The 14,065-nt window shown below is 56.4% G+C and carries 13 protein-coding genes; 4 read left to right on the forward strand and 9 right to left on the reverse strand.

Annotation, left to right across the window (positions count from 1 at the left end; translation table 11 throughout):
- Complete coding sequence (locus SOM40_RS15825) at positions 1-1,077, forward strand: sugar kinase (protein WP_320530417.1); 1,077 nt, start codon at positions 1-3, stop codon at positions 1,075-1,077.
- 34 nt (positions 1,078-1,111) lie between these two features.
- Here the strand turns inward: SOM40_RS15825 and SOM40_RS15830 are convergent, their stop codons facing one another.
- From SOM40_RS15830 to rihB, 5 genes are all read right to left on the reverse strand, one after another.
- Complete coding sequence (locus tag SOM40_RS15830) at positions 1,112-2,368, reverse strand: NupC/NupG family nucleoside CNT transporter (RefSeq protein ID WP_320530324.1); 1,257 nt, start codon at positions 2,366-2,368, stop codon at positions 1,112-1,114.
- 90 nt (positions 2,369-2,458) lie between these two features.
- A complete protein-coding gene (locus SOM40_RS15835; RefSeq protein WP_320530325.1) occupies positions 2,459-3,394 on the reverse strand; it encodes a pseudouridine-5'-phosphate glycosidase in 936 nt (311 codons plus the stop codon).
- On the reverse strand, positions 3,387-4,322 hold the full coding sequence (locus tag SOM40_RS15840) for a pseudouridine kinase (RefSeq protein WP_320530326.1): 936 nt from the start codon (positions 4,320-4,322) through the stop codon (positions 3,387-3,389). The genes SOM40_RS15835 and SOM40_RS15840 overlap by 8 nt, the downstream gene beginning before the upstream one ends.
- Positions 4,323-4,586: 264 nt before the next feature.
- Positions 4,587-5,840, reverse strand: a complete 1,254-nt coding sequence (locus SOM40_RS15845) for a NupC/NupG family nucleoside CNT transporter (protein WP_320530327.1) — start codon at positions 5,838-5,840, stop codon at positions 4,587-4,589.
- A gap of 96 nt (positions 5,841-5,936) precedes the next feature.
- Complete coding sequence (gene rihB, locus SOM40_RS15850; RefSeq protein ID WP_320530328.1) at positions 5,937-6,869, reverse strand: ribosylpyrimidine nucleosidase; 933 nt, start codon at positions 6,867-6,869, stop codon at positions 5,937-5,939.
- Between the two features lie 128 nt (positions 6,870-6,997).
- Between rihB and SOM40_RS15855 the strand changes: the two genes are divergently transcribed.
- Positions 6,998-7,696 (forward strand): transcriptional regulator YeiL, encoded by a 699-nt coding sequence (locus tag SOM40_RS15855; RefSeq protein WP_320530329.1) that lies wholly within the window; start codon positions 6,998-7,000, stop codon positions 7,694-7,696.
- A 41-nt stretch (positions 7,697-7,737) separates the two neighbouring features.
- Here SOM40_RS15855 and fruA read toward each other — a convergent pair whose 3' ends face one another.
- Genes fruA through fruB form a run of 3 tightly spaced genes read right to left on the reverse strand, consistent with a single transcriptional unit; the run spans position 7,738 to position 11,520 of the window.
- Positions 7,738-9,435 (reverse strand): PTS fructose transporter subunit IIBC, encoded by a 1,698-nt coding sequence (fruA, locus tag SOM40_RS15860; protein WP_225758391.1) that lies wholly within the window; start codon positions 9,433-9,435, stop codon positions 7,738-7,740.
- Between the two features lie 16 nt (positions 9,436-9,451).
- On the reverse strand, positions 9,452-10,390 hold the full coding sequence (fruK, locus tag SOM40_RS15865) for a 1-phosphofructokinase (RefSeq protein ID WP_039031046.1): 939 nt from the start codon (positions 10,388-10,390) through the stop codon (positions 9,452-9,454).
- The gene (gene fruB, locus SOM40_RS15870) at positions 10,390-11,520 is read right to left on the reverse strand and encodes a fused PTS fructose transporter subunit IIA/HPr protein (RefSeq protein WP_166183003.1); all 1,131 of its coding nucleotides are present in this window, start codon (positions 11,518-11,520) and stop codon (positions 10,390-10,392) included. Before fruB ends, fruK begins: the two co-directional genes overlap by 1 nt.
- Before the next feature lie 357 nt (positions 11,521-11,877).
- On the opposite strand from fruB, the gene setB reads away from it, so the two are divergent.
- On the forward strand, positions 11,878-13,059 hold the full coding sequence (gene setB / locus SOM40_RS15875) for a sugar efflux transporter SetB (RefSeq protein ID WP_320530330.1): 1,182 nt from the start codon (positions 11,878-11,880) through the stop codon (positions 13,057-13,059).
- Here the strand turns inward: setB and SOM40_RS15880 are convergent.
- The gene (locus SOM40_RS15880) at positions 13,056-13,310 is read right to left on the reverse strand and encodes a YkgJ family cysteine cluster protein (RefSeq protein ID WP_142486493.1); all 255 of its coding nucleotides are present in this window, start codon (positions 13,308-13,310) and stop codon (positions 13,056-13,058) included. The genes setB and SOM40_RS15880 overlap by 4 nt on opposite strands.
- 163 nt (positions 13,311-13,473) lie before the next feature.
- On the opposite strand from SOM40_RS15880, the gene yeiP reads away from it, so the two are divergent.
- Positions 13,474-14,046 (forward strand): elongation factor P-like protein YeiP, encoded by a 573-nt coding sequence (yeiP, locus tag SOM40_RS15885; protein ID WP_014884579.1) that lies wholly within the window; start codon positions 13,474-13,476, stop codon positions 14,044-14,046.
- Positions 14,047-14,065 lie beyond the last annotated feature (19 nt).

Consider the following 14,065-nt stretch of genomic DNA (forward strand, 5'->3'; position numbering starts at 1 on the left):
ATGAACGAAAGGGAAAAGCAGATCCTGAAGATCCTGCGGCGCAACCCTCTTATTCAGCAGCATGAAATCGCCCAGATCCTCGATATCAGCCGCTCGCGCGTGGCCGCGCACATTATGGATTTAATGCGGAAAGGGGCGATCAAGGGTAAGGGCTATATCCTCACCGAACAGGATTATTGTGTGGCGCTTGGCGCGATCAATATGGATATTCGCGGCGTGGCCGACATTCGCTTCCCTGAACCCTCCTCCCATCCGGGGGCGATTCATTGCGCGGCAGGTGGCGTGGCGCGAAATATTGCCCATAACCTGGCGCTGCTGGGCCGCGAGGTACACCTGATCTCCGCGGTCGGCAGTGATTTTTATGGCGAAACCCTGCTGGAGCAAACCCGGCTGGCGGGCGTAAACGTTCAGAGCACGATCCGCCTGCACGGGCAAAGCACGGCGACCTACCTGTCGATTGCTAATCCGCAGGACGACACCGTGCTGGCCATCAATGATACGCACATCCTGCAGGAGCTAACGCCGCACTTGCTGAACCAGTCGCGCGAGCTGCTGGCCCATGCCGGGGTGGTGCTGGCCGACTGTAATCTCACGGCGGAGTCCCTGGAGTGGGTCTTTACCCTCGCCGGAGATGTTCCGGTGTTTGTCGACACGGTTTCAGAATTTAAAGCCGACAGAATCAAGCCCTGGCTGTCGCGCATCCATACCCTCAAGCCGACGCTGAAAGAGCTACAGATTCTGGCGGAGTGCGACGATCGTCAGGCCGCGCTGACCGCCCTGCATGAGAAAGGGGTGCAGCGGATTGTGGTGTGTCTGGAAGATGATTCGGTGCTGTGCAGTGAGCAAGGCGCGGAGCCGTTCCTGCTGGCCCCTCCTGAGCACCCTGTGGTCGACCGTTTTGGTGCCGATGATGCCTTTATGGCAGGTCTGATTTACGGTTTCCTCGACGGGAGCGATTTTGCTGATGCGGCGCGGTTTGCCCTCGCCTGCGCGGCGCTTTCCCGCGCCAGTGAAAGCATTAACAATCCGAGCCTGTCAGTGGATAACGCCTGGTCCCTGCTGAACAATCCGCAGTAAAAAAGCCGGGTAGTGTCGCTACCCGGCCTGAATGTCACGAGCCCGCTAAACCGATAAAGAACCCGGCGATGGTGGCGCTCATCAGATTAGAGAGCGTTGCCGCCACCAGCGCCCGCACGCCAAGCTGGGCGATCTCAGGGGCGCGCTGGGGCGATACTGCAGAAAAGGCCCCCACTACTACCCCAATCGAGCCGAAGTTCGCGAAACCGCACAACGCGAACGAGATAATGGCGATGGTTTTCACGTCCAGTTGACCGACAGTTTGCAGATACGGCGAGAAGTTGAGGTAGGCGACGAACTCGTTAATCGCCAGCTTCTGGCCAATCAGGCTGCCCGCCAGGGTCGCATCCTGCCATTCGACGCCCATGATCCACGCCAGCGGCGCGAGGGCGTAGCCAAACAGTCCTTCGAGGCTCAGACTTTCGATGCCAAACCAACCGCCGATGCCGCCCAGGATACCGTTCAGCAGGGCAATGATCGCTACAAACGCCATTACCACCGTCGCGACCCCGGCGGCGATTTTCAGCCCGGTCATCGCCCCGGTGGCTGCGGCTTCGATAATGCTTTTTGGCGGCGTCTCGCTGAAGGAGAGATTATCAAAAGTGACCTGCGATTCCTCGGTGGCCGGACTGAGCAGGCGGGCAAACAGGATCCCGCCGGGGATCGCCATCAGCGAGGCGGCCAGCAGATAGTCAATCGGCACCCCCATCCCCGCGTAGCCAATCAGCATCGACCCGGCAATCGACGCCATCCCGCTACAAATGGCGGTAAACAGCTCGTTGCGGTTCAGCTTATCGACAAAGGGTTTGACGATCGCCGGGATCTCGTTCTGCCCGAGGAAGATGGTGGTCACCGCGACAAAGGATTCAATTTTGCTGATGCGCAGCGCTTTCTGGAAAATACCGCCCAGCACGCGGATCAGCAGCCCCATCACCCCGATGTAGTACAGCAGGCTGATCAGCGCGGTGACAAAAATAATGGCGGGCAGCACCCGGAAGGCAAACACGAACCCGGCCCCGTCAAAGAGAGTGTCCATCTTTGGCCCGACCAGCGCCCCAAAGATAAAGGCGCTGCCGGCATCGCTGTAGGACATGACCTTACTCACCCCGATAGCAGCCTGTTCGACCAGCCATTTGCCGGGTGGGAAATAGAGCATGATGCCGCCGATCGCCACCTGCAATACGAATGCGGCGCCGACGGTGCGCAGGCTGATACGGCGTTTATTGACCGACAGGAGGAAGGCTATCGCCAACAGTACCGCCATACCCAGCAGACTTCTCATTACGTCCATAATGATTTCCTTACCTGAAAACCCGGCGACAGGCCGGGTATCCGTGATTCCACTGCGAAGACAGGCGACGGCAAACTGCCTGTGAAAGGGTTACGCCATACGCTGATACGCCTTCGCGATATCGCAGGCCAGGCGGGCATTGTTAAAGACCAGCTGGATATTTGATTTCAGGCTGTCGCCGCCGGTCAGTTCCGCCACACGGGCCAGCAGGAACGGGGTGCTGGCTTTGCCGGTCACGCCCTGCTCTTCCGCTTCCCTTACCGCCTGGTCGATAGCCGCATTGATAGTCTCTTCCGCCATCGCAAACTGCTCGGGAATGGGATTGGCAATCACCAGGCCGCCGTTGAGACCGGTCTGCCATTTCACCGCCATTGCCCGGGCGATGGCCTCGGCGCTGTCGAGACGGATGCTGACCTCAAACGGGCTGGAGCGGCAGAAAAAGGCCGGCAGGGACTGGGTCTGGTAGCCAATCAGCGGCACGCCATTGGTCTCTAAGTATTCGGTGGTTAAGCCGAGATCGAGAATCGATTTCGCCCCGGCGCAAACTACGGCGACGTTGGTTTTCGCCAGCTCCTGTAAATCAGCGGAAATATCAAAGGTGTGCTCTGCGCCACGGTGAACGCCGCCGATCCCGCCGGTGGCAAAGATCTTAATCCCGGCCATCGCGGCAATGATCATGGTAGAGGCCACCGTAGTGGCGCCGTTGATGCCTGCAGCCACCACAAAAGGAAGATCCCGGCGGCTGACTTTGGTCACCGCATGGCCTTCGCGGCCTAATAATTCAATCTCCTCTTTACTCAGCCCAACTTTCATTACGCCACCAATAATCGCAATGGTGGCCGGAATAACCCCCTGCTGGCGGATCGCATCTTCGACTTCCAGCGCCGTCTGGGCATTTTGCGGGAAAGGCATGCCGTGAGAAATAATGGTGGATTCAAGCGCCACAATTGGTTTGTTATTATTTAAAGCGTCCTGAACCTCAGGAGAAATTTGCAGGAACTCAGCAGGAAATTTTAATTCAGACATGTTCTCTCTCCATTAATGCGTTAACGTTTTCAGACGATAAATCAGGGTTATTGGTATATACGGAAGCCAGCGCCAGCGAAGAGCAGCCCTGGGCAAAACGAACGGAATCTTTAAATGTGGCGCCTGCCAGCCAGCAAAAAGCGAGCCCGGCCATCATTGCATCCCCCGCGCCGGTGACGTTGACTACCTGAGTTTTAAACGGCGCTGACCAGCCGCTTTCACCCGCGTTCTCACTGTAATAAACGCCGTCACCGCCCATACTCAGCACCAGCCGGAACAGGCCATGCTGGTGAAACCAGGCCGCCACTTTCGGCGCGTCCGCCGCGCAGGAGAGCGGGATGCCGCTCAGGGTTTCTGCCTCCAGCCGGTTGGGTTTCAGGGTGTGGATATGGCTCAGCCAGTCGCTAATTTTGCTGCACTTCCAGGCCGAGACCGGATCGACGAACAACGGCGTCTGGCCTGCATTCTCAAAGATCCATGCGAGGGCTGACTCGCTGAGATTGCAGTCCACCACTACCGCTTTTGCCGCGCGGATAAACGCCAGATGATGGGCCAGATAGTGCGGATTGATGTGGTCAGAAATCGCCATATCGTTGATGGCAACCAGCATCTCCCCGGTATTGTCGAGTAACGATAAATAGCTGGAGGTGCCTTCTCCCGGAATAACCTGGCACTTATCGATCTGCACCCCGGCGGCCTGGGTTTGTGACAGCAGCGACTGACCGTAAAAATCGTCGCCTACCGCGGAAAGGAGCCAGACATTTTTACCCAGTAGCGCCAGATTTTGCGCAATATTGCGGCCTACGCCCCCGGGTGTGAATTTTATTTTTCCTGGATTAGAGTCGGCGTAATTGAGGGAATCATGTGAATATCCCGCCACGTCCATATTTGCAGAACCAATAACAACAATATAATCCTTTTCACGCATAGAACATCCTCTGGCACGCTGGCCATCGCAATGACAATTAAGCGATTCGGTAACATTAAAAGTTATTAGAGCATATGTTTACATTCGAACACGTGTTCATATTATGCACAAGGAGGGGGAAGTAAAGGGAATGGAATAAGGATCGTTAAACGATCATGAACAGAATCACAATTATTTGTAGAGACAGTTTTTACTTCGACAAAATAGTGCGATCGGCGACACGTTTAAGCATCATAAAAAATCGCCGCTTTCGCGGTGATTGCCTTATCCAGCCAGCCCAATAAAGAACCCGGCGATGGTGGCGCTCATCAGATTAGAGAGCGTGGCGGCTGCCAGCGCCCGTAATCCCAACTGCGCAATCTCAGGTGCGCGTCGGGGCGAGACGGCAGAGAACGCCCCCACCACTACGCCAATAGAGCCGAAGTTAGCAAAACCACACAGGGCAAAAGAGATGATGGCGACGGTCTTCGTATCCAGTTGCCCCGCGGTTTGCAGCCAGGGCGAAAAGTTGAGATAGGCAACAAATTCATTGATCGCCAGCTTTTGACCAATCAGGCTACCGGTAAGATGGGCATCGCTCCAGTCTACGCCCATCAACCATGCCAGCGGGGCCAGCAGATAACCAAAGATCCCCTCCAGCGTGGCGTGACCATACCCGAACCAGCCCCCGACGCCGCCGATAATACCGTTGATCATCGCGATGATGGCCACGAACGCCATCACCACCGTTGCCACCCCGGCGGCAATTTTTAGCCCGGTCATTGCGCCACTCGCCGCCGCTTCAATCACGCTTTTTGGCGGTGTTTCGGTAAAAGAGAGATTATCGAACGTCACCTGCGACCTTTCCGTTGCCGGGCTCAGTAATCGGGCAAACAGGATGCCGCCCGGGATCGCCATCAGCGACGCGGCCAGCAGGTAGTCAATCGGCACGCCCAGGGCTGCATAGCCAATCATTGTCGAACCAGCGATGGAGGCCATCCCGCTGCAAATCGCGGTAAAGAGCTCGTTGCGGTTAAGCCGATCGATAAACGGCTTCACGATCGCCGGGATCTCGTTCTGCCCAAGGAAAATCGTTGTGACGGCGACAAAAGATTCGATTTTGCTGATGTTAAGTGCTTTCTGAAAAATACCGCCAAGAATACGGATCAGCACGCCCATCACGCCAATGTAATAAAGCAGACTGACCAGCGCGGTTATAAAAATGATGGCAGGCAGCACGCGAAAGGCGAAGACAAACCCGGCGCCGTCAAACAACCTATCCATTTTGGGCCCGACAAGAGACCCAAAAATAAAGGCACTGCCTGCGTCGCTGTAGGTCATCACCTTGTGTACGCCAAGCGCCGCCTGCTCGGCCAGCCATTTACCCGGTGGAAAATAGAGCATGATGCCGCCAATGGCGATTTGCAGCAGCAGCGCCGCCCCTACGGTGCGCAGACTGATGCGCGTTTTATTTACTGACAGCAGAAACGCAATTGCCAGTAATACCCCCATACCCAGAACACTTCTCATGACGTCCATAATGATTATCTCTTAATGGCCGATTGGATCGCGTGACGGGCAACCCGGGGTCACCCGTCAGGGCCGCGCAGCAGAAATACCCTGCGCTTATGGGAGTCAGGCGTACTTGCGCACGCACTCTTCCACTAAATCCCAGAACCAGCCGGTATCGATAGTGATACCGACTTTGGTATTCGCCGGTTTACCGAGCACACCCAGTTCATCGCAGACGGTACGGCCATAGCAGGGACCGCTATTGACGTCGATTTCGACATACATCTCCTGGGTTTTAATCCCGGCAGGATTAATCAGATAGCCGATGCAGGTGGCGTCGTGTACCGGGCCGCCGGCTAAACCGTAGTTTTCAAACTGGGTTTTGAGGGTGAAGTTCATGATGTCGCTGAACAGCTTGCCGGCCGGGCCGCCGACGTTTTCCATCCTGGCGATAACGTCGGCGGTGCAGACCGTCTGGTTGGTGAGATCCAGGCCCATCATCACCAGCGGCACGCCGGAGGTGAAGACCACCCGAGCCGCTTCCGGGTCGGCAAAGATGTTAAATTCCGCAGACGGGGTGAAATTACCTGTTCCGTATGCCCCGCCCATCAGCACGATTTCGCGAATCTTCGGCAGAATAGCGGGCTGCATACGCATCGCCACCGCAATGTTAGTCAGCGGGCCAACGGGAACCAGGGTGATATCACCCTCGCTTGCCATCAGCGTATCAATAATGTATTTCACCGCGTGGGTACTTTCTGCTTTGCGGGTTAATGGCGCGAATACCGGACCGTCCAGGCCCGTTTCGCCATGAATATTATCGGCTACGATCTGCTGGCGCATAATCGGCTGTGGCATCCCCGCGTAAACCGGAACGTTAATATCCAGCGACTGGCACACATTTAATCCATTGACTAAGGTTTTATCCAGCGTTTGATTACCGGCAACGATCGTTATTCCTAATAAATCAATCGCCGGATGTTTTGCCGCTAGCATTATGGCAATCGCGTCATCATGGCCAGGATCGCAATCAAGAATAATCTTTCTCTTTTCCATTTTTACTTCCTCAGTTCGCTGTTACGTTAATTGAGATTCATCAAAGGCACGGGGGTTATGTCGACGATTGAATCCTAACAACGGACTACGTATGCTAAATATGAGAAATCTCACATCAGGAAGCCGCCGTGAAAGAGATCCACAATGAGGCGTTAAAAGAGCAATTGATTCAGGAATCTGGCTATAAGCAACGGTTTTCTGCGGATATTTTACGCGATACCCGCTTAGTACAGATGGCGGCCGGGGGGTTTATTGTCAAAGAGGGCAGCCAGCCGACTTATCTCTTCTACCTGGTGCGCGGGCGGGCAAAACTGTACGCCACCCTGCCCAACGGCAAGGTCTCGCTGATCGATTTCTTTAGTGCGTCCTGTTTTATTGGCGAAATTGAATTAGTCGATGCCGATCACGAACCGCGGGCGGTTCAGGCCATTGAGGAGTGCTGGTGCCTGGCATTACCGATTAAACAGTACCGCCCTGTATTATTAAACGATGCGACTTTTTTACGACATCTTTGCGTTACGTTGAGCCATAAAAATTACCGTAATATCGTCTCCTTAACTCAAAACCAGTCTTTCCCGCTGATTAATCGCCTGGCAGCATTTATATTACTCACACAGAATTGTGATATATATCGCGAAAAACATACCCAGGCCGCCGAATACATGGGCGTATCGTACCGGCACCTTTTATTTGTTATTGCGCAATTAACGCACGACGATGTGCTGGTGAAACAGAAGGCAGGATACATTATTAAAAATAAGCCGCGGCTTACCGCTCTGGCGCGGGAAATGGATCCGGGAAACAACTTCACGACCTTATTACAATAAAAAAAGGCAGAGTTTCCTCTGCCTTTTATCTTTCTGCGTAATTATGCTGCTTTCGCGGCAACCACTTCAGCTTCCGGGCGTTTCAACACCGCGTAAGAGAGACCTGCCACCAGCGTACCGGCGATAATCGCGAACAGGTAACCCAGCACCGGGGTAATCGCACCCGGGATCAGCAGAACAAACAGACCGCCATGCGGCGCCATCAGTTTTGCGCCAACCGCCATGGAGATGGCACCGGTCACGGCACCGCCGACGATACAGCACGGCAGAACGCGCATCGGGTCACGGGCAGCAAACGGGATAGCCCCTTCGGTGATAAAGCACAGGCCCAGAACCAGCGCTGCTTTACCGCCTTCCTGCTGCGCCTTGTCGAACTTACGACGGGCAATGATAGTCGCCAGGCCCAGCGCCAGCGGTGGCACCATACCTGCCGCCATAATCGCCGCCATCGGAGCATACGTCTGGGTACTCAGCAGGCCAACGCCGAACGCGTATGCTGCTTTGTTCACCGGACCACCCATATCGGTACACATCATGGCGCCGAGGATCGCACCCAGCAGGACCGCATTGGCGGTGCCCATGGTCTGCAGCCAGTGGGTCAGGCCTTCAAGGATACCCGCGACCGGCTTACCGATCAGGTAGATCATAGCCAGACCAACAACCAGGCTGGAGAACAGCGGAATGATCAGAATCGGTTTCAGCGCCTCCATGCTCTGCGGCAGTTTCAGCTTCGAGCTGATCAGCTTCGCCACGTAGCCTGCGAGGAAGCCCGCGATGATCCCGCCGATAAAGCCAGAGCCAGTGCTCACGGCCAGCATACCGCCGATCAGACCCGGGGTCAGACCCGGACGGTCAGCAATGGAGAATGCAATGTAACCTGCCAGCACCGGCACCATCAGCGCGAACGCCGAGCCGCCACCAATCTGCATCAGCGCCGCCGCCAGGGTACCTGGCTCTTTGAAGGCTTCGATACCAAAGGCGAAGGAGAGCGCGATACAGAGACCGCCCGCTACCACCATCGGCAGCATGTAGGAGACGCCCGTCAGCAGGTGACGATAGGCCCCGGCGGACTCTTTCTTGCCTTCAGAGGCCGAAGAGGCGGTGTTACCTGAAGGCTGGAACAGTTTGGCTTCCGCCTGCGCTTTATCCAGCTCCTGAGCCGTTTTCTTCAGCGCCAGACCGGTGGAGGTGCGGTACATCGGCTTACCGGCAAACTTCGCCAGATCCACTTCGATATCCGCGGCCACGATCACCAGGTCCGCTGCCGCCACCTCTTCCGGAGTGATGGCATTGCCTGCGCCCACTGAACCACGGGTTTCAACTTTTACCCACCAGCCACGTTTTTTGGCTTCGGTTTCAATGGCTTCTGCGGCCATAAAGGTGTGCGCGACGCCGGTCGGGCAGGCGGTAACCGCCACTACGCGTTTCGGACCGCTGGAAACAGCCGTTGCCGTTTCCGCAGCTACAGGGGCGGTATACAGCGCCGCATGGCCTTTCGCTTCGCTCAGGAACAGTTCCGGGTGGGCGACGGCGCGATTGATATCGCCCAGCCACACTTTTTTGCCGTTCAGCGAGCTGTCGGCCGGGATCTTGTCGCCCAGGACGATAACCAGTTCGGCATCGCCCGGGTTGTCGATGAAATCAAGGTGTGCTTTATGTCCCGCCGAACCCAGCAAGGTTTTCGCCATATAGGCGCGCGCCTGTCCGAGTGCAGAGTCAATAATCAGCAGCGTTTTCATTATGCCTCTCCTGCTGTCAGTTAAAAGGTTTCAAGTCAACGCGCGCCATCATCGCGGCTAACTGGGTACGATCGGTGATCCCAACATTGCTCTGGCTGACGGCCAGGGCAGCAACGGCGGTGGCAAGACGTAACGTATGTTCACTGGATTCACGCATCAACAGGCCGTAAATCAACCCGCCCACCATCGAATCGCCGGCACCCACGGTGCTGACCACTTCCATCGACGGCGGTTTGGCGATCCACTCGCCGGACGCGTTAACCCACAGCGCGCCCTCGGCACCCAGGGAGATCACCACATGAGCGATACCCTGCTCACGTAAGGCATGGGCGGCTTCAATCACGTCTTTTAATTCTGGCAGCTTACGGCCGGCCCAGATCTCAAGTTCGCGACGATTCGGTTTCACCAGCCACGGCGCGGCTTTCAGACCGGCCACCAGCGCATCGCGGCTGCTGTCAAAGATGATGCACGGACACTGGCTGCGCAGGCGCGTCATCCAGTCGGTGAACGCTTCCGGGCTGACGCCGGACGGCAGGCTGCCGCTGACGCAGACCATGTCGAACTGGCCCAGCCAGGTGAGGGAGTCATTAACGAAACGCTCCCAGTCGGCCTGAGTGACTTCAAAACCGGAGAAGTTCAGGTCGGTCACTTCACCATCTTTTTCGGTCATTTTCACGTTGATGCGGGTACGGCCCTGCACCACCTGAAAACGGTTGGCGATCCCCAACTCGCTGAACAGCTGCTGGAAACCATCCTGGTTATCTTTGCCAAGGAAACCGCCGACGGTGACGTCGATCCCGAGATCCTTCAGCACTTTCGCAACGTTAATCCCTTTACCTGCTGCGTGCAGGCCAGTGGTACGCACGAGGTTAACTTCGCCGCGTTCAATTTCCGGGCAAAAGCCCACGAGGTCGTAAGCCGGGTTCAGCGTAATGGTGGCAACACGTCTGCTCATTATGCGCCCTCCCCCAGACCGGCCGCGATGGCCTCGCCAATCGCTTTCAGCGCCTGTTCAGCATCGGCACCCTGCGCGGTGAAACGCAGGCGATGGCCTTTCTTCACGCCCAGCGCGACAACCTTCATCAGGCTGCGACCGTTGGCCGGTTTCCCGCTGCCGTCGAGGTTGGTAACGGTAACGTCGCTGTTGAACTGCTTAATGGTATTGACCAGCATGGTGCCCGGACGTGCGTGCAGACCATGTTCGTTACGCACCACAAACTCGGCGCTCAGCAGTTCATCGGTATTTACATCGTCGCTGGTCAGCAGCGCCAGCAGGGTCGCGGCATCGGCTTTCAGCAGTTGTTCAGCTTTTTTGTTCAGCAGCAGGTCGCTCAGGCGCTTCAACACCTCAACCGGCTGGTCATCAGCCATCGCCACGGTAACCAGCATGGCGGCACTTTCACCGGCGGTATCGAACGGCGTGGCCGCACGGCTGACGGCAATAGCGCTGCGCAGGTTGCCTTCAGCACAGTCGTTCAGCCAGACGCCCTGACCGAGGTTCAGCGGCTTATCGTTAATAGCGTGAGCCACAAAGGCGGTATCCACGGCACCGGCCTCTTTCAGGCGACCGGCGTTGAGCGCCTGCAGGGTCACCAGATCAGATGCCACTACGTCGAGGGTCAGCATGTCGTTATCCAGCTTCAGGGCTTCGCTCTGCTTTTCACCCATCAGCAAGGCGCGCAGCTCTTCAGCGGTAGTGGCGGATTTCAGCTGTTCAGCCACCGAGTCATCGCTCAGGACGTGCGTCAGCTGACGCAGCAGGCCGAGGTGTTCATCACTGCTGGCGGCAATCCCAATGGCGACATAGGCCACCTGGCCTTCGCCCCAGAGCACGCCCTGCGGGAACTGATAAACCTGAACGCCGGTTTTCAGCACCTGATCGCGGGTATCGGTGGTGCCGTGTGGAATGGCGATGCCATTGCCAAGGAAGGTTGAGGTCTGTTGTTCACGAGCGAGCATGCCGTCAACGTAGCCGTTGGCGACGTTGCCCGCCTGCACCAGCGCGGCGGCGATCTGCCGGATAGCCTCTTCTTTAGTACCGGCCTGTTCGCCGGGATGAATGTCCTGTACGGATAACTGGAACATGGTTCTCCACTCCTGCTGAAATTGAATCGTTTCAGCTTAAATGTGAAAAAAGGCGCCAATCCGTTTAGGTTAGGTAAACCAATTAGCGCTGAAACGTTTCAAGAAGTCTTGCGCTTTACGCGTTACCTTGCAAGTAATGGCTGATTTCAGCATGCAAAATTTAGAGTTACAGCACATTTTTGCTTCAGATTCACGCTTCCGACACCGAGCCACCGCTCGGTTTCAGCAACTTCAGCAAGCGCAGCGACAGGATGAAATACCTTTTTGATTTTTTGTGAGGTAAGGGGTGTGGATATCTGTCTATTTTCTGACAAGCGGCGTACACTCCGCCTCTCTTCATATCACTGATACAGAAACATGCACACGACCCCCGCCGCTGCCTCTCCGAAGTCATTTGATTTGACCTCATCGGCATTTCTCATTGTTGCCTTTCTCACCGGGATTGCCGGGGCGTTACAAACCCCTACCCTGAGCCTGTTCCTCACCAACGAGGTGCATGTCCGTCCGGCCATGGTCGGCTTCTTCTTTACCGGGAGTGCCATCATCGGCATCCTGGTCAGCCAGTTTCTGGCCGGGCGTTCGGACAAGAAAGGCGACCGCAAATCGCTGATCGTCTTTTGCTGCCTGATGGGCGTTTTCGCCTGCCTGCTGTTTGCCTGGAACCGTAACTATTTCGTGCTGCTGTTTGTCGGCGTCTTTCTCAGCAGCTTTGGCTCTACCGCTAACCCGCAGCTGTTCGCCTTAGCCCGGGAGCATGCCGACTATACCGGCCGCGAGGCGGTGATGTTCAGCTCGATCCTGCGTGCCCAGGTGTCACTGGCATGGGTGGTCGGGCCGCCGCTGGCTTACGCCCTGGCAATGGGATTTGGTTTCACGGCGATGTATCTCAGCGCCGCGGTGGCGTTTGTGGTCTGTGGGGCGATGGTGTGGTTTTTCCTGCCGACGATGCGCAAAGAGCCGAAGCTGGCCACCGGGGTGCTGGAATCCCCCCGCCGCAACCGTCGCGACGCCCTGCTGCTGTTTACGGTTTGCACTTTAATGTGGGGCACCAACAGCCTGTACATCATCAATATGCCGCTGTTTATTATTAATGAGCTGCATCTGTCCGAGAAGCTGGCCGGGGTGATGATGGGCACGGCCGCCGGACTGGAGATCCCGACGATGTTGATTGCAGGCTACTATGCTAAACGCTTCGGTAAGCGCTTCCTGATGCGCGTTGCCGCCGTTGCGGGTCTGCTGTTTTACGTCGGGATGCTGAGCGCCCACTCGCCGGTGGTGCTGCTGGGATTACAGCTGCTGAACGCCATCTATATTGGCATTCTCGCCGGGATCGGCATGCTCTACTTCCAGGATCTGATGCCGGGCCAGGCGGGTGCCGCCACGACGCTGTATACCAATACCACCCGCGTGGGCTGGATTATTGCCGGTTCAGTGGCCGGGGTAGTGGCCGAGATCTGGAGCTATCATGCGGTATTCTGGATTGCGCTGGGGATGTGCATCCTCACCACGCTCTGCCTGACGCGCATTAAAGATATTTAAGGCGCGGTGAGCGCCTCGAGTTCGAGCAGCCAGGTCATGGCCTGCCCGCGCGAGGTGCTGCACATCTCAAGCGACGGCTGGAGCCCGGCACAGACTTTCGGCCGCAAGCTCGAGCCGAAGATTTTGCAGCGCTGCTGCGCGTCCAGCTGGACGCAGGGGGTGTTAGCAGGCTTGCCGTTGGGCATCCCGGGAATAGGACTTGAGATGGAGGGGGCGGTGCAACATGCTCCGCAGTCCGGACGGCAATCCATAAACGTACATTACCTGAAAGAAAGCCGCTCCCGCGGGCGTGACGCGCACAGTAACACCTTTTGCGTATTGATAGCAAAAGCCACGAAATCCACTTGCCTGAAATGCCGCGCGCGAGTACTTTGACGCGATATTTTTGACCTTCCCGTGAACAGGATTACTGCAATGCCAAGAGCGAACGAAATTAAGAAAGGTATGGTGCTGAATTACAACGGCAAGCTGCTGATTGTGAAAGACATCGATATTCAGGCACCAAGCGCCCGTGGCGCAGCAACGCTGTACAAAATGCGTTTTGCTGATGTGCGTACCGGTCTGAAAGTTGAAGAGCGTTTCAAAGGCGACGATATCGTGGATACCGTTACCCTGACCCGTCGCTATGTCGATTTCTCCTACGTTGACGGCAACGAATACGTATTTATGGATAAAGAAGATTACACCCCGTACATCTTCACCAAAGATCAGATTGAAGAAGAGCTGCTGTTCATCCCGGAAGGCGGAATGCCGGATATGCAGGTTCTGACCTGGGATGGCGTGCTGCTGGCACTGGAACTGCCGCAGACCGTCGATCTGGAGATCGTGGAAACCGCACCAGGCATCAAAGGTGCCTCCGCTTCCGCACGTAACAAACCAGCAACCCTGACCACCGGTCTGGTGGTGCAGGTTCCGGAATACCTCTCCGCAGGCGAGAAGATCCGCATCCATATCGAAGAAAAACGCTATATGGGTCGTGCTGACTAATGTGGTCATTGCCCGGTGG

This window comes from Leclercia sp. CFBP8987, assembly GCF_034044995.2.
In the GTDB taxonomy this organism is placed as follows: domain Bacteria; phylum Pseudomonadota; class Gammaproteobacteria; order Enterobacterales; family Enterobacteriaceae; genus Enterobacter; species Enterobacter tamurae.

Excerpts from the sequence above, each read along its gene's own strand:
- SOM40_RS15825 (WP_320530417.1), top strand. The coding sequence starts at position 1 with ATGAACGAAAGGGAAAAGCAGATCCTGAAGATCCTGCGGCGCAACCCT.
- SOM40_RS15830 (WP_320530324.1), bottom strand. The coding sequence starts at position 2,368 with ATGGACGTAATGAGAAGTCTGCTGGGTATGGCGGTACTGTTGGCGATA.
- SOM40_RS15835 (WP_320530325.1), bottom strand. The coding sequence starts at position 3,394 with ATGTCTGAATTAAAATTTCCTGCTGAGTTCCTGCAAATTTCTCCTGAG.
- SOM40_RS15840 (WP_320530326.1), bottom strand. The coding sequence starts at position 4,322 with ATGCGTGAAAAGGATTATATTGTTGTTATTGGTTCTGCAAATATGGAC.
- SOM40_RS15845 (WP_320530327.1), bottom strand. The coding sequence starts at position 5,840 with ATGGACGTCATGAGAAGTGTTCTGGGTATGGGGGTATTACTGGCAATT.
- rihB (WP_320530328.1), bottom strand. The coding sequence starts at position 6,869 with ATGGAAAAGAGAAAGATTATTCTTGATTGCGATCCTGGCCATGATGAC.
- fruA (WP_225758391.1), bottom strand. The coding sequence starts at position 9,435 with ATGAAAACGCTGCTGATTATTGACTCTGCACTCGGACAGGCGCGCGCC.
- fruK (WP_039031046.1), bottom strand. The coding sequence starts at position 10,390 with ATGAGCAGACGTGTTGCCACCATTACGCTGAACCCGGCTTACGACCTC.
- fruB (WP_166183003.1), bottom strand. The coding sequence starts at position 11,520 with ATGTTCCAGTTATCCGTACAGGACATTCATCCCGGCGAACAGGCCGGT.
- setB (WP_320530330.1), top strand. The coding sequence starts at position 11,878 with ATGCACACGACCCCCGCCGCTGCCTCTCCGAAGTCATTTGATTTGACC.
- SOM40_RS15880 (WP_142486493.1), bottom strand. The coding sequence starts at position 13,310 with ATGGATTGCCGTCCGGACTGCGGAGCATGTTGCACCGCCCCCTCCATC.
- yeiP (WP_014884579.1), top strand. The coding sequence starts at position 13,474 with ATGCCAAGAGCGAACGAAATTAAGAAAGGTATGGTGCTGAATTACAAC.